This is a genomic window from Mesonia algae (assembly GCF_003253545.1).
In the GTDB taxonomy this organism is placed as follows: Bacteria; Bacteroidota; Bacteroidia; order Flavobacteriales; family Flavobacteriaceae; genus Mesonia; species Mesonia algae.
The window spans coordinates 263,167-282,552 of sequence record NZ_QKYV01000002.1 but is presented as its reverse complement, the minus strand read 5'-3'; the positions used below and the strand labels follow the sequence as shown (position 1 = coordinate 282,552).

Below are 19,386 nucleotides of genomic sequence, written 5' to 3'. Positions count from 1 at the left end.
TAATAAAAATAGAAAAAGAAACTACTCCTGTTTAAATCATCCATAGTAAGTATATTTGCGTTTCGAAAAATATAATTTGTAATCCTATAACCATTTCATGTTTCCTAAGCCTTTTAAAAAATTACATTCAGATATACTTTATAAACTAGAATCTCTAGAAATTACGGAGCCTACTCCTTTTCAGGCAGAGAGTATTCCTGTGATCAAAAGCGGATCTAATTTATATTGTTCTGCACCCAAAGAAAGCGGGAAAACGACTACGCTTATTATTACAACGTTGCAGAGGTTAAAATGCGAAGCAGTGGGAACATCACCAAGAGCTATTGTTTTAGTAAAAGACAAAGAAAAAGCGATGGAGATGTACGATGCTTTCTTAAAATATACCAAACACAATTCTTTGCGCGTCTATGTAGGTCATGAAAAAATGCACGTAGATTTACAAAAATCTGAAATTATGATGGGAATAGATATCCTAATTTCCACCCCTAAGAGTTTAAATAATTTATTTCTGTTAAACGGAGTCAATACCTCACAGTTAAAAATTTTTAGTGTAGATGACGCCGAATTTCTGGTACCTCAATCTGCTTATGCTGCGATGTTATCTATCACCAGAATGATTAGAAAATGTCAATATGTACTTTATTCAGAAAATATTTCTCCCAAGTTAAAACGTTTTGAGTCTAACTTTATGGAATATTCAAAAAGTATTAGCATTTAAATTCCATTTCTAATTAGTAGTAAAAAGTTTTATGATTCCAAAATTGCATTATATAATTCAAGGTCATTCTCCCAAAGAATACCTAGAAAACATTCAAAATGCCTGTACATCGGGTATAGAGTTAGTACAATTAGGAATTCCTAAAATTTCCGATAAGAAATTTTTAAAACTTGCCCAAGAAGCTAGAGAGACCACTTCTCACTTTCAAACACGACTCATCATTGAAGATCGCTATAAAATTGCTAAAGAAATCAAAGCAGATGGAGTTTATATCACGAAAACCACCACCTATCCTTTTTTGCGAAAGCATTTGCATACTTGGCAAATGATCGCAGGTACAGCGAACACCATACAAGAATGTGAATTCTTATTGAGCAAAGAAGTTGATTATATAGTTTTAGGACCATTTAAATCAACGACAAAAGAAAACAATTCGACTTTAGGTATGAACGGGTTTACGGCCATTACCGATGTCTTAAAAACCGAAACTCCCATTATTGGCACGGGTAATATTTTAATAGACGATGTCAAAGATATTTTAGCAGCGGGGATTTCTGGTATCGCTGTCGCAGAAGAAATTACGGGAGATTTTAATCGTATTCGAACCTACAACCAATTACTGAATGCTTCGGTAACCGAAGAACAGCGTCATAGTTTTTGATCCTTTACATCGGGAAATCTTCATAAATAAGATGATGCACAATAAGTGCTAATGCTATACAGAACTAGACATTAGCATTTCTTTATTATAATTTTCTTGTCGGAATGGTTATTTTTGTAAAGACCCACAACCTATAACTAAAAAACAAGAAAATGACTAAAAAAATTACGCTCACTTACCTGTTTTTAAGCGCCTTACTATTCCTTGTTTCTTCTTGCTCTTCTACAAAAGAAATTAGCAGTTGGCGTAAACCGGAGACTCAACAAAAGAAATTTCATAAAGTTTTAGTCATTGGGATGATCAATAGTCTAGAGGTGAGAACTACTTTTGAAAGTAAACTCTCTACCGCATTAAACAAAAAAGGAATTCAAGCTACGGGAAGTTTAGCATTTTTTGGAGACGACCTTCTAGAAGTACCCGAAAATATAGAAGCTTGGAAACCTCTCATTAGCGAATTAAAATCTGATGAATTTGATGCTGTATTGGTCACGAAAGTAGTTGGCGTTGAAGGAAAAGATTCCGATTCAGGCATCGTACGGTATTACAATGAGTTTTTTGCAAGTTTTGAAGAAGACTTAATGAAGAACAAAAACATCTATTCGGAAGAGGAAGGATTTAAAGATTTTCAAGTTCATCAAGTAGCTTCAAATTTGTATTGTCTTTGTGAAAGAGACTTGGAGGAAGATTTAATTTGGAAAATAAACATCGAATTAAAACAAGCTTTTGATAGCGATTACCTTATCGAAGAAGGTATTAGATTGTTTAGTAAGAAATTTATTGAAGAACTAAAAGAAGAAGAACTATTTGTGGAAAACAAATAGTTCTTTAATTCTTTTTCCTATAAAAAATACCCTAGCTAGAATTTTCTAAGTAGGTTTTTTAGGATATACTAAGCCTCTTCTTGAGTACGTTTAGATTTTCTATATGTATATTTTGGATAAATAGAACGCTTTGCAAAACGATTCAATTTATTACTGTTAATCATTTTAATGTACATAGGTTTGGTTACTCCAAAATACTCGTAAGTGTTTCCGTCTAAGAAAGTAATTTCTAGCAATAAACCTTTATGCTGGTAATCTGCAATTCCAGAATTAGTAATGGTTTCTGTGTATGCATCTAAATTAGCCGCAATAGTTTCTGGTGCGATACTTACTAAAAAGTGATACCCATCAATTATTTTTCGACTTTTAATCTCTGCTTCTTCTTTTGCTTTATCGCTATCTTGAAATTTATCTGGATGCCATTCTTTTACCAAATTACGGTAACTTTTTTTTAAGTATTTTAATTCAATTTCTTTTTCCACTCCAAAGAGCTTCTTATATTCATTTATACGCTTCATATTCAACATTTATTTGAGGGCGCGAAAGTACGTGATAATTTTACATGATGAGCTAAGAAAAGCTTTATTAATTTAATTATTTTAGGCAGAGGCTTTTACCTCTTAATATGCTAAAAAAAACCTTTATCATCAGTAAATAAATCTACCCAAAATTGGCGCTTTGCCCTATTCCATTTTCTCAATAGATCTTCACAAAGTCTACGGAAGTAATACTTCTTTCATTCATAAGCTTACAAAATTGTAATTAAAAGTAGTTACCTTGCTTATAAAAAGGGTTTAACTCTTTTAAATAGGCTTAAGAATTACATTCACTCGAATTAATAAAACTACAAATATGACAGAATATAAGGGTCATAAATTATATGATATTATAATTATAGGAGGCGGACAAGCAGGAATCTCTGTCGCCTATTTTTTAAAACGGACTGACTTCAGCTATTTAATTTTAGATGATCAAGAAAGTCCTGGAGGAGCTTGGCAGCATACTTGGGATAGCTTAAAGTTATTCTCTCCATCCACCTACAGTTCTCTATCGGGTTGGCAGATGCCCGATACTAAAAAAGAATACCCCACTAAAAAGGAGTTTATCGATTATATGGCTGCCTATGAGAAACGTTATGATTTTCCAATACAAAGAAATACTCTTGTAAAAAAAGTTGCCAAAACAAAGGACTACTTTAAGATAGAAACGAATAAAGGAACCCTATTTAGTAAAACTCTTGTAAGTGCCACGGGTACTGCCAAGAATCCTTTTATTCCTAACTACGCAGATCGTGATTTATATGAGGGAGAACAAATTCATTCTGTTGATTATAAAAATCCTGAGGATTTAAAAGATAAAAAAGTATTGGTCGTAGGTAGTGGAAATTCTGGAGCTCAAATTCTAGCAGAAGTATCTCAAGTGGCTAAAACGACCTGGATCACACTTAGATCGCCGGTATTTTTACCTGAAGAAATTGACGGTCGTTATCTTTTTAAACAAGCCAATGAACGTTTCTTTGGTGGCAAAAAGAGTCCGAATCAAAATGAAAAGGTTTCCTTAAGTGATATTGTTCAAGTAGAAAGTGTACGTGACGGACTTCAGAGAGGCGTGTTTCAGCACCAGCGTCCCTTTACCTCTTTTTACAAAAACGGAGTTATTTGGGAAGATGGAACAAAAGAAGAGTATGATGCCGTGATTTGGTGTACGGGTTTTAAAGCTAATTTAAGCCATTTAGAGTCATTAGATATCATAGATACTAATAAGATAGCGACAGTAGCTACTCGATCTATAAAAGAACCACAATTATGGTTAGTCGGTTATGGAAATTGGACTGGTTTTGCCTCGGCAACGATTTATGGAGTGGGAAAAACAGCTAGGAAAACGGTAAAAGAGATGAAAGAATATTTTAAAGATGCGTCAGGTAATAAAAAGTAGTTTGAGATGCTGAAATCGCAGATTCAACGTAGTTTATCAAGTCCGCCTGAATTAATAATTCGATTCGGACAGGTTCAGCAGAACAAAATACGATTACCAATCTATAGGTCTGTAATCTTTTAAAAACTTACCACACCAATGTTTCCCTGTATTGATTCCATCAAACAACGGATCCATTACGCGAGCAGCTCCATCTACAATATCTAGCGGAGGTTGAAAATCGTGTAATTCTTGTTTTCTTTTCGCTAATTCTGCTGGATCTTCATCGGTTACCCAGCCTGTATCTACGGCGTTCATATAAATTCCGTCTTTTGCTAGATCGCCAGCAGCGGTATGGGTTAACATATTTAATGCAGCTTTCGCCATATTGGTATGAGGATGACGTGATTCTTTGAAGAAACGGTGGAACTTCCCTTCCATCGCCGTAACATTAATGATATGCTTTTGACCTGTGTTTTCTTTCTTCATCAATTCTGCCAAACGATTACACAATACAAATGGCGCAACCGAATTGACCAATTGTACTTCAATCATTTCGGTAGTTTCAATGGCTCCAAGTTTTAAACGCCAAGAATTCGTTTTTCTTAAATCTACTTGTTGCAAATCGGCGTCTAATTCTCCTTCAGGGAACACTTCTTGCGCTACTAAAGAATTATCAAAACTATACGGAATTTGAGATAATTTAGCCGAAGCCCTTAATCCGATCCCTGGTTCTGGTCCGTGCCAAGTGACAGGCATATTTTTATTGGGAGAAGCGCCAGTTGAAAAAGATTTTAATTCAGTTAAACAATCGGAATGATCTGCTAATAAATCCTGAACAGATATAGGTAAATTCTCTAGCGGTTGTTCTTCATTATGCATTAAATGCGCATAAAAACCGGCAGGTCTTCTTACGGTTTGTGCTGCATTATTAATTAAAATATCTAAGCGATCATATTTCTGCTCCATATAATTACAGAAAATCTCCACACTTGGGATATGTCTTAAGTCTAATCCGTGAATATGTAATCTATCTTTCCATTGATGGAAATCTTCTTCCTTAGAAAACCGAATGGCAGAATCTACGGGAAAACGGGTGGTGGCAATAACCGTTGCCCCGCCACGCAATAGCATAAGTGTAATATGGTAACCAATCTTTAATCTAGAACCGGTAATGATAGCCACTTGTCCATCTACATCTGCCGTTTGAAAGCGTTTAGCATAGTTAAAATCACCACATTCTGTGCACATGGTATCGTAGAAATGATGCAATTTTGTAAATAAAGTCTTGCAGACATAACAGTTTCTAGGTGTTTGTAGTTCTAGGCTTTCCTTATTTTCTAGATCTGCTGCAGCTAACAATTTTGGTGCTACAAAAACATGTGCTTCTCTTGCGCTTCTAATACCTGTTTCTTTGCGAGCACATTTATCACGAGCAGCTTGCTTGCGCTTTGCTGCCTTTTTTGCATCCTTTTTTCGACGTGAAAATTCTTCTCGACTAGGTCTAGAGAGCAATCCTGCCGCTTTTATAAGAGCAGTTCTTTGTGATTTTGGGATTTCAAAAATCTGGTTGGTATCGGCATTAAGGTTTTCTAATACCGCTATACAAGCATCAATTTGTTCTTGACTTAACATGTTCACTTCTTCTTCACTCCTATTTTGCATAGCTTATTTTTTCAAAGCGCGAATATAGCTCTTATTTCTTCTATAAAATATAATATTTTTAGACGAAGCTATGTTTAGATCTTCAAATAAGGAAAATGATTGCATAAGCCTTAGTTATTTTAAAGAACTGAAATCCTAACCTTCTTTTTCTTTAATCTGGTGTTGTTTAATTTATCAACCAATTCATCTGCAATACTCAAAGGGACTGCAACAAACGTACAATCTTGTTTTAACTCGATGACTCCTAATTGATCTTTGTTTAATCCGCCTTGTTTAAAGAATAATCCTGCAATATCTCCTTTAGAAATTTTATCTTTTCTGCCACCAGAAATAAATAAAGTTTCCCAAAACTGAGCTTTTTGAGGGGCTTTTTTAGAGATATCTACTTTCTTACTACCTTTAATAAATTCTGGTAAAGATTCCTTTTCCCATTTAATAAGATAGGCGGTTCCTTTTGCATTTACCCGTGCGGTTCTTCCGTTACGGTGTGTAAATTCTTCTTCGTGAATAGGTAATTCATAATGAATAATATATTTCATTTCGGGAATATCTATTCCTCTAGCCGCCAAATCTGTAGCTACTAAGATTTGACATGTTCCGTTTCTAAATTTAATTAACGCACGCTCTCTATCTTTTTGTTCCATTCCTCCAGAAAAGCACGCATGATTTACGTTATGCCGTTCTAAAAAAGAACTCACGAATGAGATGCTATCTTTTAAATTACAAAAGATAATTCCAGGTTCATTCCCTACATACTGTAATAATTCTAAAAGGGTATTTAATTTACTCTTATCGGGAGCAACAACCGTTTGAAGTGTTAATTTGGCACTGGCCTTTTCAGTTAAATAATTGATCACCTTCGGTTTATCTAACTGCACAAACTTAGGAATACTAACTCCTTGTGTTGCTGAAGTTAAGATGCGTTTATTTAAACTAGGCAATTCATTGATAATCCCCTTCATTTCTTCCTCAAAACCGTTTTCTAAAGACTTATCATATTCATCTAAAACAAGGGTTTTAATATGGGTTCTAGAAAAACGATCACTCATAAAATGATCTAAAATTCTTCCCGGTGTGCCGATTAAAATAGCAGGATTATGTTTTAATTCAATCTTATCTTTACTCATAGGTCTGCCTCCATACACCGCATTTACTTTATAGCCCGATCCCATAGAACGTACTACTTGTTCTATTTGGATAGCCAATTCTCTTGAAGGTACTAAAATCAAAGCTTGAATTTCTTCTAAATGCGGATCTAAAGTTTCCATTAACGGAAGTAAAAAAGCTAAGGTTTTCCCTGTTCCTGTAGGCGATAATAAAATGGTATTTTTAGAAGTTTCGATTACAGAAACCGCCTCTTCCTGCATAGGATTAAGGACATGTATATTTAGCTTAGCTAAAATCTCTTGCTGATTTTTAATGTTATTTGCCATAAGAATTAATGCTTTTTGTTCTTTTTAGTTTCTTCGGGAGTTGAGATAGAGTTTTTAGATTCTGCTAAATGATAAGCCAATATTTTTTCAACCAGTTCCTCTTTAGTGAGGTGGTGAAATATGGTTTTTACCTTTGTTTTAAAATCTTCTGAAACTTCACGATTAGGTTTTGTTTTAAAAATTTTCTTTGCCCATAATAAAGTATTGTTTTCTTCAATACTCTGAGCATCTGCCTTTTTAAATTCAGTAAAAACCAAACCTAATTCATCTTCAAAATCTGGAATTTCTTCTACTTCTTCTTGCTGAATAATACTTAGAGATAATCCTTTTGCTCCTGCCCTAGCCGTTCTACCACTTCTATGTACATAGGTTTCATAGACATCTGGCAAATGATAATTCACCACATAAGAAATCTCTTTCACATCAATACCACGAGCGGCTAAGTCTGTTGCCACTAAAATATCTATATGTCCTTCTCTAAATTGTCCCATAATCCGATCTCGAATGGGCTGTGCTAAACTCCCGTGCAATGCGCCCGAAGAAAACTTATTAATAGCCAGTTTTTTAGCTAATTTATTCACTGCCGCTTTCGTTTTACAAAATATAATTCCGCGTTCCACTTCTTTGGTTGCTAGAAAATGGAGTAAAACTTCTAATTTTTCGATAGGTTCTACCACGACATATTGATGGTCTATGCCTTGATGTCCCAAGGTTTCCATATTTGCTTCAAGATGAACTACATGTTTCGACATATAATTCTGTACCAATTGCTTGATATAACCTGGCATCGTCGCCGTAAAAAGGAAGGTTCTTCTCTGTTTTGGAATTTCCTTTAATATATTTTCTAACTCTTCTTTTAGCGCACTAGCCATTTCATCGGCTTCATCGAGCACTAAATGTTGAAGTTTATTAAGCTGGATTGCTTCTCGCTTAATTAAATCTAATAAACGTCCAGGAGTAGCCACTACAACGTGTGTGGTACTTTTTAAACGCTCTATTTGAGGTTTAATAGGTATTCCTCCACATAGTGAAACAATTTCTATTTCTGGACTTGCAGTAGCATAAGAAACTAGGTTATTATAAATCTGCTGACCTAATTCTCGGGTCGGAGCAAGAATTAAAGTCTGTATGTGCGTGTTGTTTACTTCAACCAATTGCAATAATGGAAGACCAAAGGCTGCAGTTTTCCCCGTTCCTGTTTTTGCCACGGCCACCAAATCTTCTTTTTGGTTGAGAATATGAGGAATTGTTTTGGTTTGTATATCGGTAGGTTCAGAGAACTTTAAATCGACTAAACTTTTTTGAATTCCATCTTGAATTCCTAAGGCTGAAAACTGCTTTGACATGGTTTATTTTTTGCCAAAGATAATGACACTTTTATTGGGAATTGGGTTTATTATGAATTTTAAGGCTTAATCGGTAAATACATACATCTTCAGAAAAAAAAGGTTACTATCTCTTTAAGCAGCGAAAAGTTTTTATATCAAAATGGAGATTTCCAGTTGAGCCTTTCTCATGCAATAATAGAAAGGCTCAATCAGATTTACTAGATTAAATTATCATCTATAAAATCGCTTGTTTGTGGAACTTCATGAGTTTTCTCATAAATTAGATTGGTTGATAATTCAAATAAATGGGCTTCGGTTTCAAAGAAATGCATCATATATCCTGCAGTGTTTACAAATACTATCGTATCACCAATAGCGGGTAATTTTGGAAGCTGAATAGCTCTTTTTAGTAAAATATCACGCTCTAAACAATAAGCTCCCGTAAAATATACCTTTACTTCTTCGTGATGATCTCCAATTTCATCTTGATAAATTATATACGGATCTAGGAGAAAATCGGCACTAGAACTAAGCATCTGACTCATATTCATTTCTAAACCTACCAACCATTGACCTTTAGCATCTTGTTTGCGATGAGATACTTTGGCCACCGTAATCCCCACCTGATTCAATAACGATCTTCCTGGTTCAATCCTTAATTGAACTTGTTGTTGATTCGTCCTTTTGTAATTTTCTAAACCGCTGTTATGCTGTTTATTATTTAGTACCTCTTCAAGAAATAGTTGACTATTAATTTTATTGAAATAAGGATATGTTTTTAAGGTTCCTTCTAGTTTTCCATTAATTATTTCATAGCCCAATCCTGTTCCGTTAAAGGTTAAATTCTCCTTTTGTTCTTTTACGGAATTTTTCAATTGCTCTTTAAAAGAAAGCCATTCTTCCTCCTTTTCTAGATAATTCATAAGAATGCCTCCCCCCATATCGATAAACCTAATAATCAAGTGGTGTGCTTTCAATTCTTCCACCAAATCTAAACAGCTATGTAAAGCTATTCCTCGTTGATGAGTAGAATACCCATCTAAATGAAAATGCAGCCCTGTGAGTTCTAACAAATGATAAGTTTTATCTTTTACGAAATGTTGGAGTATATATTCTTTTACTGTTTCAATATCAAATCCAAATCGGCTATATAATTTTTCTCCATCAACAATAAAACCACTAACTCTAATCGCAATAAGTGCTTTTGCATTTTTTTGTTGAGCAATTTGCTGAGTAAGTTTACATTCATCGTTATTATCTAAAACAATAGGTATTTGTTGATCTATGGCTAGTTCTATTTGTTCTTTGGTTTTTATGGCGCTCGTCAATACCAAGGTATCAGTTTTGCCACCTAAAGAAATAGATTGCTGTAATTCTTTAAAACTAGCAGTATCTACTCCTATTCCTGTTTGTAAAGCTTTTTTGACTATACCTTTAGATTTGTTGGCTTTACGGGCGTAGAACAACTGAGCATTTACTTGTTTAGTTTTAAAAACTTGCTGAAATTTTTTAATGTTATTGACAAAACTCGGTAAGTGATGAATATTGATGGGAGAACCGTAGGTACTCATTAATTCGTCAAGTAGAGATTTATTTTCTAAAATTTCTTTTATCCAACCCGAAGTGATTGGAGTTAAGCTATTTTCTTTATTTCCTTTTACGTAATTCATTTACAGTTCGTTTAGTTAGCTATTTGTTTGATGATGGATTTAGCCCAATACTCGCTAAAATTATTTCGAGAATTAGAAAGGGTATCGTTATCAAAAGTAATCCCTTCTGTAGGGGTCCCGTAACAACTTAGGTTAGGTTGTACCTCTTCTTGTGAATTTATTATCTTTCCTTCTTTATTGATGTAGACACTACCTGTGGAATATTTTCCTTCATGTCTATTTATAAATTCAGTAACAAGTTTTCTTTGAACTAGATTTTTATATAAACCTTCTTTTTCTTTTTTATCTGCTGCTCTTGGGATGGTGGCATTGATAAGAAAATCTATAGTAGTTGAGGAAGTTTGATTAACTATTTTATAAACTTTATCATCTTTTAAAGTCACTATTTCTGGAGAACGAGCATAACTGAAATCTATGACCTTATTTTTAGCTAAAGTTAATATTTTAAGCAGGTTTTCCACAGGAGGACCGTAAGATAACCTGTTGAACAATCCAAAGTAGACACGGTCAAATTTCTCTTGAGATTCGGCTGTAAGTCCGCCAAAACTATAAATTTTATTAAAAAGCGGACTTACCTTTCTCCACACGGCAATGGCTTCCATTAATGGAGAACTTCCTTTTTTTAAAGTAGCTTCTTTACACATTTGCTCTATATAGTCACAGACGTGATCGTGTGTTAGTTCTCTCAATTCTGAAAAAGGAAAAAATACCTTATCCCAATTCCATTTTTCAACCTCAGGATGTTTTTTATGAAATAGGGTAATTTGTTTTTCTAAGTCGGTATAATTTTCAAAACCTCCTATTGAAAACCCGTTAATTTTAAAAGCGGTTTCATAATAGGCATAGGTATATTCTTGTTTTAGTAAAGGCAAGAGATCTTTTTCAAAGTCGGCTTTTTTTCCGTTTATAAACGGAGATAATTTTTCTTCCGTAAAAAATTTTAATTCTCGATCTCGATCTGGCTCTCCTGTTCGAGGAATCATAGGAATCCCACTTCTAGAGAAAGGTATTATCTTACATGCATTCTTCGCTGAAGCGGAATCAGATAAGGGATTGATATTTTCCGTTAAGGCTAAAACCGCATCAATAAAAGTAAGTCCTAATCCTTTTATTCCAACGATTGCAGTGGATGGTATACCAGAGAGTTGTTGTGTTACGGGATAAATAAAATCTATAAACGAAGACGTTTTTTTGCTTGGTTTTATTTGCTGTCGGTTCCAAAAATGACCTGTGGTAAATAAGATATTGTCGACTTTAGTTGGGGGTGTTTTTCCTTCTTGAGTAACTATCTCATATTTTTCTTCTACCGGAATTACATCTATAACACTTGCAATATGGGTTTGTACTTCTACATGTTCAGGAAGTAACTTTAGTAAAGATTGGAAACAATATTCTAAAAAACTCCCTACCACAGCCCTTGGAGCATATTTATACTGAAGTTCTTCGGTTTTTTGATTTGTCTTTTTAGCTAACCAAGGTAAAAAGTCTTGAAAAGTATTGGTTTTTAGAAAGGGTGGTTTTTGATGTTTAAATTGAATGTTATGATTTGAATAGTTCATTAATAATGACAAAGGCTGATCAGATCTATAAACATCTCCCGAACCGAAAAAAGATGTTTTATTGAAAAGGTGAATTTCAAGAGGTCTGGTAATTTTGGTATGCTGAATTTCTGCAATAATCCGCTCTAAAGCATATAACCCCTTAGGACCAAAGCCTATAATAGCCACTTGAAATGGAACTTGCTTTTGGTTTTTCACTTTATTCATTTATAAAATCTAAATTTTTTGCTTCCTCAATATTTTCTAAAATCCATTCTTTGTTATAAATGGTATCTAAATACCGATCTCCTCGATCACAAAGCATCATAACACAATTGCTCCCTTCAGGAATATACGGACTGTAATTATGGATAGCTTCTATCACTCCTCCAGTACTTCCTCCGCATAAAATGGCCTCTTGTTGAAGTAAAGTCCAACAGCCTTTAATGCAATCTAAATCTGTAACCTCGGTGTGATCTGTAATTTTGGAAATATCTAGAAACTGAGAAGGAACCCCTGCTCCGTGACCAGGAACCAATCTCTTGCCAGGTTGTCCTCCAAATAATACACTCCCTTTAGCGTCTACGGCAATAATTTTAGTAGGCAATTGGTGTTGTTGAATATATTCTGCACATCCCATTAACGTTCCGCAGGTACTGGTGGCTAAAAAAAGATAATCTACTTGATGGTCGAGACTTTCGCAAATTTCGTTCATCGTTTGGTAATGAGTTCGAGGGTTGTTTAAGTTTCCATATTGGTTGGTCCAATAACTATTAGGAACTTCTGCTAATAATTCTTTTACTTTATTTAACCTGGCTCCTAAAAAACCTCCTTTGGGGTCTGGAGTGTTTACCTTTACTATATTAACTTTATAAGTTTCTAATAATTTTTCGGTGTGGTTATTAATTTTAGGATCTACCACCACCATTAGTTTTAAACCTAAGTATAAACAAGCTTGAGCTAACCCTAAAGCCATATTACCAGAGCTAGACTCTATGATAGTCGTATTTTTATTGATAAAACCTTCATTCATCGCTTCTTCTAAAATATGAATAGCAATACGATCTTTTATACTTCCACTAGGGTTTAAGAATTCTAATTTTCCATAAACATTAAAAGAGTTGTTTTTAAAACACTTTTTGAGTTGAAGAAGTTGAGTATTTCCAGAAGTCTCTAGAATATTAGCATGAATTTGAGGTTTTTTTTTAAGATCTATCATATTTTATCTCCGTTACAGACTTCATCTGATTAGAGTTTCTAAAATATAATTTAAGCAGCAAAACGTACTGTGAGACCTTCATAATGTTTTGCTAAAGTAATGTGAAGTAAAACCTAACTTTATTTACGTGTAAATGGGAGGTATAAAAAAAGCCCATCTAAAAAGATGGGCTTTACTCGTTTTCTTAAAGAGATATATATTACAGAACTCTAACGTTTACTGCATTTAAACCTTTATTTCCTTCTTGTAAATCAAACTCAACTTCGTCACCTTCGCGAACTTCGTCGATTAATCCTGATACGTGTACAAAATGATCTTTGTCCGCACCTTCTTCAGTGATAAATCCAAAACCTTTAGTGTCATTGAAGAATTTTACTGTTCCTTTATTCATTGTAATGTAATTAAAAAATTGTTATTTATTATTGACAAATATGATGCATTTAATTGGATATCTAACTATTATTTTCATTTATTTTCAAATATAGTTAGAATCTCAATTTAAAACCTATTTAATTGTGTGCTAAGGGCTTACATTCAGGCACTTTGTTGATTTTATTTGGTTTAATTATTTTCACATTTTGCTATAAATAAAGGAGCTTCTGTTGCTTTTGGAGCCTCCATAATCAATTTTTCATGAACATATATGCGATGAAAAACTTCTAATTCTTCTAATGTTGGATTTTCTGTATAAGGAAATAGCTCTTCTCCTCTATTCAATTCATCCTTAAATAACGAAGTTTTTGAATATTGATTTATAAATGCTTCATCATCCTGAGATAGATCTTCTATCGGTTTTTTAGGAATTCCTTCATCGTTTGGACCAAAATATAATTTATCATTTTTAAACAAAGCCCTAAGTTGATTACTAGTAATATATTGAGATGATAAATTCACCAAAAGCAATTCGTTATATTTTTTTGGATTTTTAAAATGAAAAATTTTTACCTTTTGGGAGATTTCATCATTATATAAGTTTCCTAATGAGGTTACGTATATATTTTCTATATTTCTATCTAGTTTCTGTATATAGGGAAAACTAAAACAGTTTGCATTCTCATTGAAAACAGCATAATAATTATGTGCATTAGATGACTTCCAATTGACCAATACTCGATTAGAAGCTTCTACATTATACCTGATGCTGGTTTTATCTTTAAAAGAGGCTCTTTTTCTTCCGTAAAGTGCAAAAGCAGGTTCTGGAGATTGAGTAAGAATCAATGCCTCTCCCTCTATATTCCAAGTTCCTTTTTGCATCCCACCAAAATAACCAAGAACATAACGGTGATCTGGAAAAATAATAAACATACGAAAATCATCTGGGCCTTGCCTTATTTGGTAAACACCAACCACCTGTTTTTCTATGTCAGTTTGGGCATGGCTAAAGAATCCGTAAAGTAAAAAACAAATAATTATATAATTTTTCATAATTGACTGGTATTCATCTTAAAGAGCTAAATTCTTACATACTCATTTCTTACTCAATAGGTTCTTAAAACCTCTCTCTAAGTTTTCTAACTTCGGAGAAATATAACGTTGGCAAAATGGCTTTTGAGGATTTTTTAAATAATAATTCTGTATTTCTTCCCGGCTAGGTCTAAAACTACTAAAAGGCAACACCTCTGTAATGATTTTAGGATTTTGTTTTTTAAAATTTGAAAGACATCGTTTAGCTTCTTTTTCTTGTAAAGAATCGAAAGTATAAATAGCCGATCTATATTTATGACGCATACTGTGTTTAGATTCACTTTTATGGGTCGTTAAATGAACTTCAATTAATTGTTCTATCGAAATTATATGAGGAGAAAAATGAACTATAACTGCTTCAGAAAAATAATCATTTGTTCCTTTTGATGCTACAAAACCTTGTTCTACTTTATCAACTCCTTTTAAAGCTTGAAAAACAGCTTCGGTACACCAATGACAACCACCACCAAAAGCTATTTTTATAAATTGAGACATATATTAATTTTCAGAAATATAAGATATGCTTTTATCTTATATTTAGCAGCTTGAATATTGACTTTCTCATTTTACTTTATGCGTCTATTTTCTTATTTCTTAGGTATCCTATTATTAATTTGTTCTAGTTGTGCTGTCACAAAGCATAAAAATGTTCCTTATGTCCTTACTGAAAACACAGACTTAACTTCTCATATTTTTCAGCCTAAAAAAGTAACAACAAAACTACATCCAGTTCTTATTTTTGTACACGGTGGAAACTGGAATAGCGGAAAAAAAGAAACTTATGGCTTTTTAGGAAGAAATTTCGCTAAAAAAGGTGTGGTTAGCGTTATACCAGATTATACACTTAGTCCCAAAGCAAACTATAAGAAGATGACTCAAGAAATTGCAAAAAATATAAATTGGGTTAAAAAGAATATAGAAAATTATGGAGGTGATCCTCAGAGAATTTACGTAACAGGACATTCTGCAGGTGGACATTTGGTAGCATTAGCGGTGATGAACCCAAAATATGGAATAGATCAAAATGATATTTCTGGTATAATTTTAAATGATGCTGCAGGATTAGATATGTTTTCATACTTGCAAAAAAATCCGCCTACGAGCGAGAATAATTACCTTACTACTTGGAGTAACCATCCCAACACTTGGGAAAAAGCATCACCTATAAATTACATTAGTAAAAACACGCCTCCTATTTTACAGTATTGGGGGGGCAAGTCTTATTTGTCTATCATAGAAGCTAATCAAGATTTTTATAATAAGTTAGAAGAGTTTCAACCTAATTTAAAGAAGATCGTTTTAAAGAAAAAACACGTTCCTATGGTTCTTCAGTACATCTGGCCTTGGAGTAAACGTTATGACGAAATTTTACATTTTATGGAAACCACTAAATCATCTAATTAGTCAACTTACCTATGAATAAAAATTTATCTCAAATAAAGTCGTTAGTTTATGATTTTATAAACTACGAAATTTTAGATTTTGAAATAGAACAAGAAAGTCAGGAATATGATGCTTGCCGGTTTAGGTTAAATGAAAAGAATATTATTAGTAGAAGCGGTAAAATAACTCCTAAAAAGGTAGGACAGTTCGTAAGCTTTTGGGAAAGGAATAGACAAGGAATTACTCAACCTATAAAAAACACTTCTTCTTTTGATTATTATATAGTAAACGTAAAAAAGGAAAATGAATTAGGGCAATTTGTATTTCCTAAGTCTGTATTAATTAAAAAAGGCATAGTTTCTTCTCCATTAAAGGAAGGGAAAAGAGGCTTTAGAGTCTATCCTATATGGGATATTGCAAATAATAAACAAGCTCAAAAGACGCAAGAATGGCAATTAAATTATTTTTATTCTATCCAAAAACCTCTAGATTTTAATAGAATTAAAAGACTTTACGATAGCCCTTAGTAGTTGGTAAAACGGATTTAAACTTTATTCGCTTAAGCGGAATTATCACTTCTTGATGGTTCTTAAATAAAGATTCTCTACTTTTTCTCGTGCCCAAGGAGTTCTCCTTAAAAATTTGAGGCTAGATTTTACCGTAGGATTAGACCGAAAACAGTTAATGTGTATGCGTTCGCCTAATTCTTCCCAGCCATAATGATCCACCAAAAACTCTACAATAGTGGCTAATTTTACCCCATGTAGAGGGTTATTAGGTTGTGACTCCATTACCTGCGTTTATTTTTGTTACGTCTGTTATAGTTTTTATCCCCTCGAGTTTTAGGTTTTTTATATTTTTTAGCAATTTCTCTACGGTAAGAACCACCCTGATTGGTTTTTTGGTTCTTCTCTTTCTTTTCGTGAAAACTCGCTCCAGGCTCTTCTCCGTCTATGGGTTTATGCGGATTGTTATGTTCCTTTATAAACGGTCTTTCTTCTGGAGTTAGTAATTTACTGATCTCTACCGTTTCTGGAAACTCTTCTACAGGAATTTGATAATCCATTAAAGCTTCAATCGCTTCTTTATCTTCCTGTTCTTTTTCGGTATATAATAAAATTGAACGTCCCTCCTTCTCTGCACGTCCTGTTCTACCAATACGGTGCATATAATTTTCGGCATACTTAGGTGTATCGATATTGATTACATGAGAAATCTGATGGAGGTCAATTCCACGAGCCATCACATCGGTGGTGACTAAAATTCTATTGTCTCCTTCATCAAACTGGCGAATAGATCTAATTCGGTAATTTTGAGATTTGTTAGAGTGAATTACACACACTTCATCTGGAAATTCTTCCGTTAAAACATCAAAAGTTCTATCGGCACTTTTCTTATTAGAAACAAAGACCAATACTTTTTGAAAGGTTTCTTTGTCTTTTAAAAGCTGTGATACTAAATTAAGTTTGGTATAGAAGTTAGGAACTGCATAAACGCTTTGGGAAATATTATCTAAGGGAGTTCCGCTTAAAGCGATAGCAATACGCTGCGGCGAAACAAAATAATCGTCCATTAACGCATCAACCTCTTCGGTCATCGTTGCCGAAAACATGATATTTTGTCTTTTTTCTGGCAACAATTCAAAAATGTTTTTGAGTTGAAAACGAAAGCCTAAATCTAGCATTACATCTACCTCATCTATCACCAGTTTTTTAACTGATTTTAGTTGAACTGCTCTTGCTAAAGCCAAATCATACAATCTACCCGGAGTGGCTACAATAATGTCGCAGCCTTGTAATAGCATTTCTTTTTGAGGATTCATATTTACGCCTCCGTAAATCCCCAACACTCTAATATTTAAATACTTTGCAAATTTATGAATCTCATCTACGACTTGAACAACCAATTCTCGTGTAGGAACTAATACCATTACGCGAGGGTTGACTTGTTTTGAAAATTTTAAATCTTGTAGTATAGGAAGCATATACCCTAAAGTTTTCCCTGTACCGGTTTGTGCAATACCCACAACGTCTTTACCCGATCGAATAACAGGAAAAGCTTCTTGCTGAATAGGTGTAGGTTGTGTAAAACCTAAATCCTCTATAGCATAACCTAATTGTTTGGATAGATCTAAATCTTCAAAAGAACTCATAAACTCAATTTTTTGCAAAAGTAATGTATTTCACAGCATTCTGGCTGTTTTCTAAGTAATTTTAGTTGCTAGGGTATAAAAATCAATTTAATAACTAATAATATCCAGAGAATTTTAACGGGTTACGCCGTATACGTGTACCTCTTCACCTTGATAGTGGGTATTAAAAAGAAGCGACATTTCGTTCTTTTGAGCTACGTGAATAGAAGCTTGATTTCCAATAGATATCATAGAAATTAAACGTTTTGTGTCTAAGTTCTTAAAACCAAAGTTTTTTATACAAGTAGCCATTTCGGTGCCATAACCTTTACCCCAATAAGCGGGTTTTAATGAATAAGCAACTTCATATTCTTGTTGTCCTTTAAGTTTTCTAGGAAGAATTCCAGATAAACCGATAAGCGTTCCGTCGGTTTTAAGTTCTGCTGCTAAATGACCATATTGCTCGTTTTTATATCTATTTAACTGAAGTTGAATCCACTCTTCCGCTAAGGTTTCTTTACTTTTAGATAAATCAAAATTAAAGAATTGTAGTCGGTCGTTATTCACGAAAAATTCCGCCCAGCTGGAAATATCATTTTCGGTTAATTTTCTAAAACGTAAGCGTTCGGTTTCCTGCTGAAAATAATCCATATTAATGTTGCATTTTACTGCCATAACATAAATCGCCAGCATCGCCAAGACCTGGTACGATATATCCTTTATCATTTAAATGCGGATCTATAGTAGCGATCCATAAATGGGTATGCTCTGGAAACTCTTTTTCTAAAAGTTGAATACCTTCTTCTGCACCAATTACAGCAACCAAATGAATTTCTTTAGGTTGGCCTACATCCTTTAGCGCCTTAAAAACATTTACAAAAGACCGACCCGTAGCTAGCATAGGATCTGCTAAAATTAAAGTTTTATCCTCTAACGAAGGAGAAGCTAAATATTCTACTTTAATCTCAAATTCATCATCATTATTGGGATGGTGTCGGTAAGCCGAAATAAAAGAATTTTCTGCTTTATCAAAATAATTAAGTAAGCCTTGGTGTAAAGGCAAACCTGCTCTTAAAATAGAGCAAATTACCAGCTCATTTTTAATCGTTTGAAGGCTAGATTCTCCCAAGGGAGTTGTTATAGTTTGAGGCTGGTAGGATAGTTTTTTACTAAGTTCGTAACTTAAAATTTCTCCTACACGTTCTATATTTCTGCGAAAGCGCATTTGATCTTTTTGTACCTCTACATTTCTTAATTCACTAATAAAAGTATTGGCGACCGAGTTTTCGCTTAATAGGTGATGAATATGCATTTTATAATTTTAGCCTAAAACTACAAAAAAATCTAAGGTCTCCCTTACATTTTCCTTAATAGTCGAGGTAAAAAAAGAGACTGTCCATAAAGTATACCCCTTATAAATAGCCTCTTTTTATTTTAAAAT

At 33.7% G+C, this 19,386-nt stretch carries 20 protein-coding genes; 6 read left to right on the top strand and 14 right to left on the bottom strand.

Going from position 1 to position 19,386, the window contains the following annotated elements:
* The first annotated feature begins 97 nt into the window (after window positions 1-97).
* From LX95_RS04470 to LX95_RS04460, 3 genes are all read left to right on the top strand, one after another.
* Window positions 98-718: a DEAD/DEAH box helicase gene (locus LX95_RS04470; protein WP_111540237.1), complete on the top strand. Its 621-nt coding sequence runs from the start codon at window positions 98-100 to the stop codon at window positions 716-718.
* Window positions 719-749: 31 nt separating this feature from the next.
* Window positions 750-1,379 carry a thiamine phosphate synthase gene (locus LX95_RS04465; RefSeq protein ID WP_111540236.1) on the top strand — a complete coding sequence of 210 codons (630 nt, stop codon included), beginning with the start codon at window positions 750-752 and terminating at the stop codon, window positions 1,377-1,379.
* Between the two features lie 152 nt (window positions 1,380-1,531).
* Entirely contained in the window at window positions 1,532-2,200 is a 669-nt protein-coding gene (locus tag LX95_RS04460; protein WP_111540235.1) for a hypothetical protein, read from the top strand.
* 68 nt (window positions 2,201-2,268) lie between these two features.
* On the opposite strand, the gene LX95_RS04455 is transcribed toward LX95_RS04460, so the two are convergent.
* Window positions 2,269-2,718 (bottom strand): KTSC domain-containing protein, encoded by a 450-nt coding sequence (locus LX95_RS04455; protein ID WP_111540395.1) that lies wholly within the window; start codon window positions 2,716-2,718, stop codon window positions 2,269-2,271.
* A gap of 334 nt (window positions 2,719-3,052) precedes the next feature.
* Here LX95_RS04455 and LX95_RS04450 point away from each other — a divergent pair, with 334 nt between their 5' ends.
* Complete coding sequence (locus tag LX95_RS04450) at window positions 3,053-4,135, top strand: ArsO family NAD(P)H-dependent flavin-containing monooxygenase (protein ID WP_111540234.1); 1,083 nt, start codon at window positions 3,053-3,055, stop codon at window positions 4,133-4,135.
* A 93-nt stretch (window positions 4,136-4,228) separates the two neighbouring features.
* On the opposite strand, the gene LX95_RS04445 is transcribed toward LX95_RS04450, so the two are convergent.
* The 9 genes from LX95_RS04445 to LX95_RS04405 all read right to left on the bottom strand — a co-directional run bounded on the left by LX95_RS04445 (window position 4,229) and on the right by LX95_RS04405 (window position 14,926).
* Entirely contained in the window at window positions 4,229-5,779 is a 1,551-nt protein-coding gene (locus LX95_RS04445; protein ID WP_111540233.1) for an SDR family NAD(P)-dependent oxidoreductase, read from the bottom strand.
* A 119-nt stretch (window positions 5,780-5,898) separates the two neighbouring features.
* On the bottom strand, window positions 5,899-7,212 hold the full coding sequence (locus LX95_RS04440; RefSeq protein ID WP_111540232.1) for a DEAD/DEAH box helicase: 1,314 nt from the start codon (window positions 7,210-7,212) through the stop codon (window positions 5,899-5,901).
* 5 nt (window positions 7,213-7,217) lie between these two features.
* Window positions 7,218-8,558, bottom strand: a complete 1,341-nt coding sequence (locus tag LX95_RS04435; RefSeq protein ID WP_111540231.1) for a DEAD/DEAH box helicase — start codon at window positions 8,556-8,558, stop codon at window positions 7,218-7,220.
* 200 nt (window positions 8,559-8,758) lie between these two features.
* Window positions 8,759-10,210, bottom strand: coding sequence for an alanine racemase (locus LX95_RS04430; RefSeq protein ID WP_111540230.1), 1,452 nt, complete (start codon window positions 10,208-10,210; stop codon window positions 8,759-8,761).
* 11 nt (window positions 10,211-10,221) lie between these two features.
* Complete coding sequence (locus tag LX95_RS04425) at window positions 10,222-11,976, bottom strand: FAD/NAD(P)-binding protein (RefSeq protein ID WP_111540229.1); 1,755 nt, start codon at window positions 11,974-11,976, stop codon at window positions 10,222-10,224.
* Entirely contained in the window at window positions 11,969-12,967 is a 999-nt protein-coding gene (gene sbnA / locus LX95_RS04420) for a 2,3-diaminopropionate biosynthesis protein SbnA (protein WP_111540228.1), read from the bottom strand. The genes LX95_RS04425 and sbnA overlap by 8 nt, the downstream gene beginning before the upstream one ends.
* 199 nt (window positions 12,968-13,166) lie before the next feature.
* Window positions 13,167-13,358 (bottom strand): cold-shock protein, encoded by a 192-nt coding sequence (locus LX95_RS04415; protein ID WP_111540227.1) that lies wholly within the window; start codon window positions 13,356-13,358, stop codon window positions 13,167-13,169.
* A gap of 170 nt (window positions 13,359-13,528) precedes the next feature.
* Window positions 13,529-14,392, bottom strand: a complete 864-nt coding sequence (locus LX95_RS04410; protein ID WP_111540226.1) for a hypothetical protein — start codon at window positions 14,390-14,392, stop codon at window positions 13,529-13,531.
* Window positions 14,393-14,434: 42 nt separating this feature from the next.
* Window positions 14,435-14,926, bottom strand: coding sequence for a peptide-methionine (S)-S-oxide reductase (locus LX95_RS04405; protein WP_111540225.1), 492 nt, complete (start codon window positions 14,924-14,926; stop codon window positions 14,435-14,437).
* A gap of 78 nt (window positions 14,927-15,004) precedes the next feature.
* On the opposite strand from LX95_RS04405, the gene LX95_RS04400 reads away from it, so the two are divergent.
* A complete protein-coding gene (locus LX95_RS04400; protein WP_111540224.1) occupies window positions 15,005-15,835 on the top strand; it encodes an alpha/beta hydrolase in 831 nt (276 codons plus the stop codon).
* A gap of 11 nt (window positions 15,836-15,846) precedes the next feature.
* On the top strand, window positions 15,847-16,341 hold the full coding sequence (locus tag LX95_RS04395) for a MepB family protein (protein ID WP_111540223.1): 495 nt from the start codon (window positions 15,847-15,849) through the stop codon (window positions 16,339-16,341).
* A 45-nt stretch (window positions 16,342-16,386) separates the two neighbouring features.
* Here the strand turns inward: LX95_RS04395 and LX95_RS04390 are convergent, their stop codons facing one another.
* The 4 genes from LX95_RS04390 to upp all read right to left on the bottom strand — a co-directional run bounded on the left by LX95_RS04390 (window position 16,387) and on the right by upp (window position 19,257).
* Window positions 16,387-16,605 carry a VF530 family protein gene (locus tag LX95_RS04390; protein WP_111540222.1) on the bottom strand — a complete coding sequence of 73 codons (219 nt, stop codon included), beginning with the start codon at window positions 16,603-16,605 and terminating at the stop codon, window positions 16,387-16,389.
* The gene (locus tag LX95_RS04385; RefSeq protein ID WP_111540221.1) at window positions 16,605-17,966 is read right to left on the bottom strand and encodes a DEAD/DEAH box helicase; all 1,362 of its coding nucleotides are present in this window, start codon (window positions 17,964-17,966) and stop codon (window positions 16,605-16,607) included. Before LX95_RS04385 ends, LX95_RS04390 begins: the two co-directional genes overlap by 1 nt.
* A 114-nt stretch (window positions 17,967-18,080) precedes the next feature.
* Complete coding sequence (locus LX95_RS04380; RefSeq protein ID WP_170116577.1) at window positions 18,081-18,596, bottom strand: GNAT family N-acetyltransferase; 516 nt, start codon at window positions 18,594-18,596, stop codon at window positions 18,081-18,083.
* 1 nt (window position 18,597) lies between these two features.
* On the bottom strand, window positions 18,598-19,257 hold the full coding sequence (upp, locus tag LX95_RS04375) for a uracil phosphoribosyltransferase (protein ID WP_111540219.1): 660 nt from the start codon (window positions 19,255-19,257) through the stop codon (window positions 18,598-18,600).
* Window positions 19,258-19,386 lie beyond the last annotated feature (129 nt).

Bases quoted from the DNA above. Each gene is read 5' to 3' on its own strand.
- LX95_RS04470 (WP_111540237.1), top strand. From the start codon at position 98: ATGTTTCCTAAGCCTTTTAAAAAATTACATTCAGATATACTTTATAAA.
- LX95_RS04465 (WP_111540236.1), top strand. From the start codon at position 750: ATGATTCCAAAATTGCATTATATAATTCAAGGTCATTCTCCCAAAGAA.
- LX95_RS04460 (WP_111540235.1), top strand. From the start codon at position 1,532: ATGACTAAAAAAATTACGCTCACTTACCTGTTTTTAAGCGCCTTACTA.
- LX95_RS04455 (WP_111540395.1), bottom strand. From the start codon at position 2,718: ATGAAGCGTATAAATGAATATAAGAAGCTCTTTGGAGTGGAAAAAGAA.
- LX95_RS04450 (WP_111540234.1), top strand. From the start codon at position 3,053: ATGACAGAATATAAGGGTCATAAATTATATGATATTATAATTATAGGA.
- LX95_RS04445 (WP_111540233.1), bottom strand. From the start codon at position 5,779: ATGCAAAATAGGAGTGAAGAAGAAGTGAACATGTTAAGTCAAGAACAA.
- LX95_RS04440 (WP_111540232.1), bottom strand. From the start codon at position 7,212: ATGGCAAATAACATTAAAAATCAGCAAGAGATTTTAGCTAAGCTAAAT.
- LX95_RS04435 (WP_111540231.1), bottom strand. From the start codon at position 8,558: ATGTCAAAGCAGTTTTCAGCCTTAGGAATTCAAGATGGAATTCAAAAA.
- LX95_RS04430 (WP_111540230.1), bottom strand. From the start codon at position 10,210: ATGAATTACGTAAAAGGAAATAAAGAAAATAGCTTAACTCCAATCACT.
- LX95_RS04425 (WP_111540229.1), bottom strand. From the start codon at position 11,976: ATGAATAAAGTGAAAAACCAAAAGCAAGTTCCATTTCAAGTGGCTATT.
- sbnA (WP_111540228.1), bottom strand. From the start codon at position 12,967: ATGATAGATCTTAAAAAAAAACCTCAAATTCATGCTAATATTCTAGAG.
- LX95_RS04415 (WP_111540227.1), bottom strand. From the start codon at position 13,358: ATGAATAAAGGAACAGTAAAATTCTTCAATGACACTAAAGGTTTTGGA.
- LX95_RS04410 (WP_111540226.1), bottom strand. From the start codon at position 14,392: ATGAAAAATTATATAATTATTTGTTTTTTACTTTACGGATTCTTTAGC.
- LX95_RS04405 (WP_111540225.1), bottom strand. From the start codon at position 14,926: ATGTCTCAATTTATAAAAATAGCTTTTGGTGGTGGTTGTCATTGGTGT.
- LX95_RS04400 (WP_111540224.1), top strand. From the start codon at position 15,005: ATGCGTCTATTTTCTTATTTCTTAGGTATCCTATTATTAATTTGTTCT.
- LX95_RS04395 (WP_111540223.1), top strand. From the start codon at position 15,847: ATGAATAAAAATTTATCTCAAATAAAGTCGTTAGTTTATGATTTTATA.
- LX95_RS04390 (WP_111540222.1), bottom strand. From the start codon at position 16,605: ATGGAGTCACAACCTAATAACCCTCTACATGGGGTAAAATTAGCCACT.
- LX95_RS04385 (WP_111540221.1), bottom strand. From the start codon at position 17,966: ATGAGTTCTTTTGAAGATTTAGATCTATCCAAACAATTAGGTTATGCT.
- LX95_RS04380 (WP_170116577.1), bottom strand. From the start codon at position 18,596: ATGGATTATTTTCAGCAGGAAACCGAACGCTTACGTTTTAGAAAATTA.
- upp (WP_111540219.1), bottom strand. From the start codon at position 19,257: ATGCATATTCATCACCTATTAAGCGAAAACTCGGTCGCCAATACTTTT.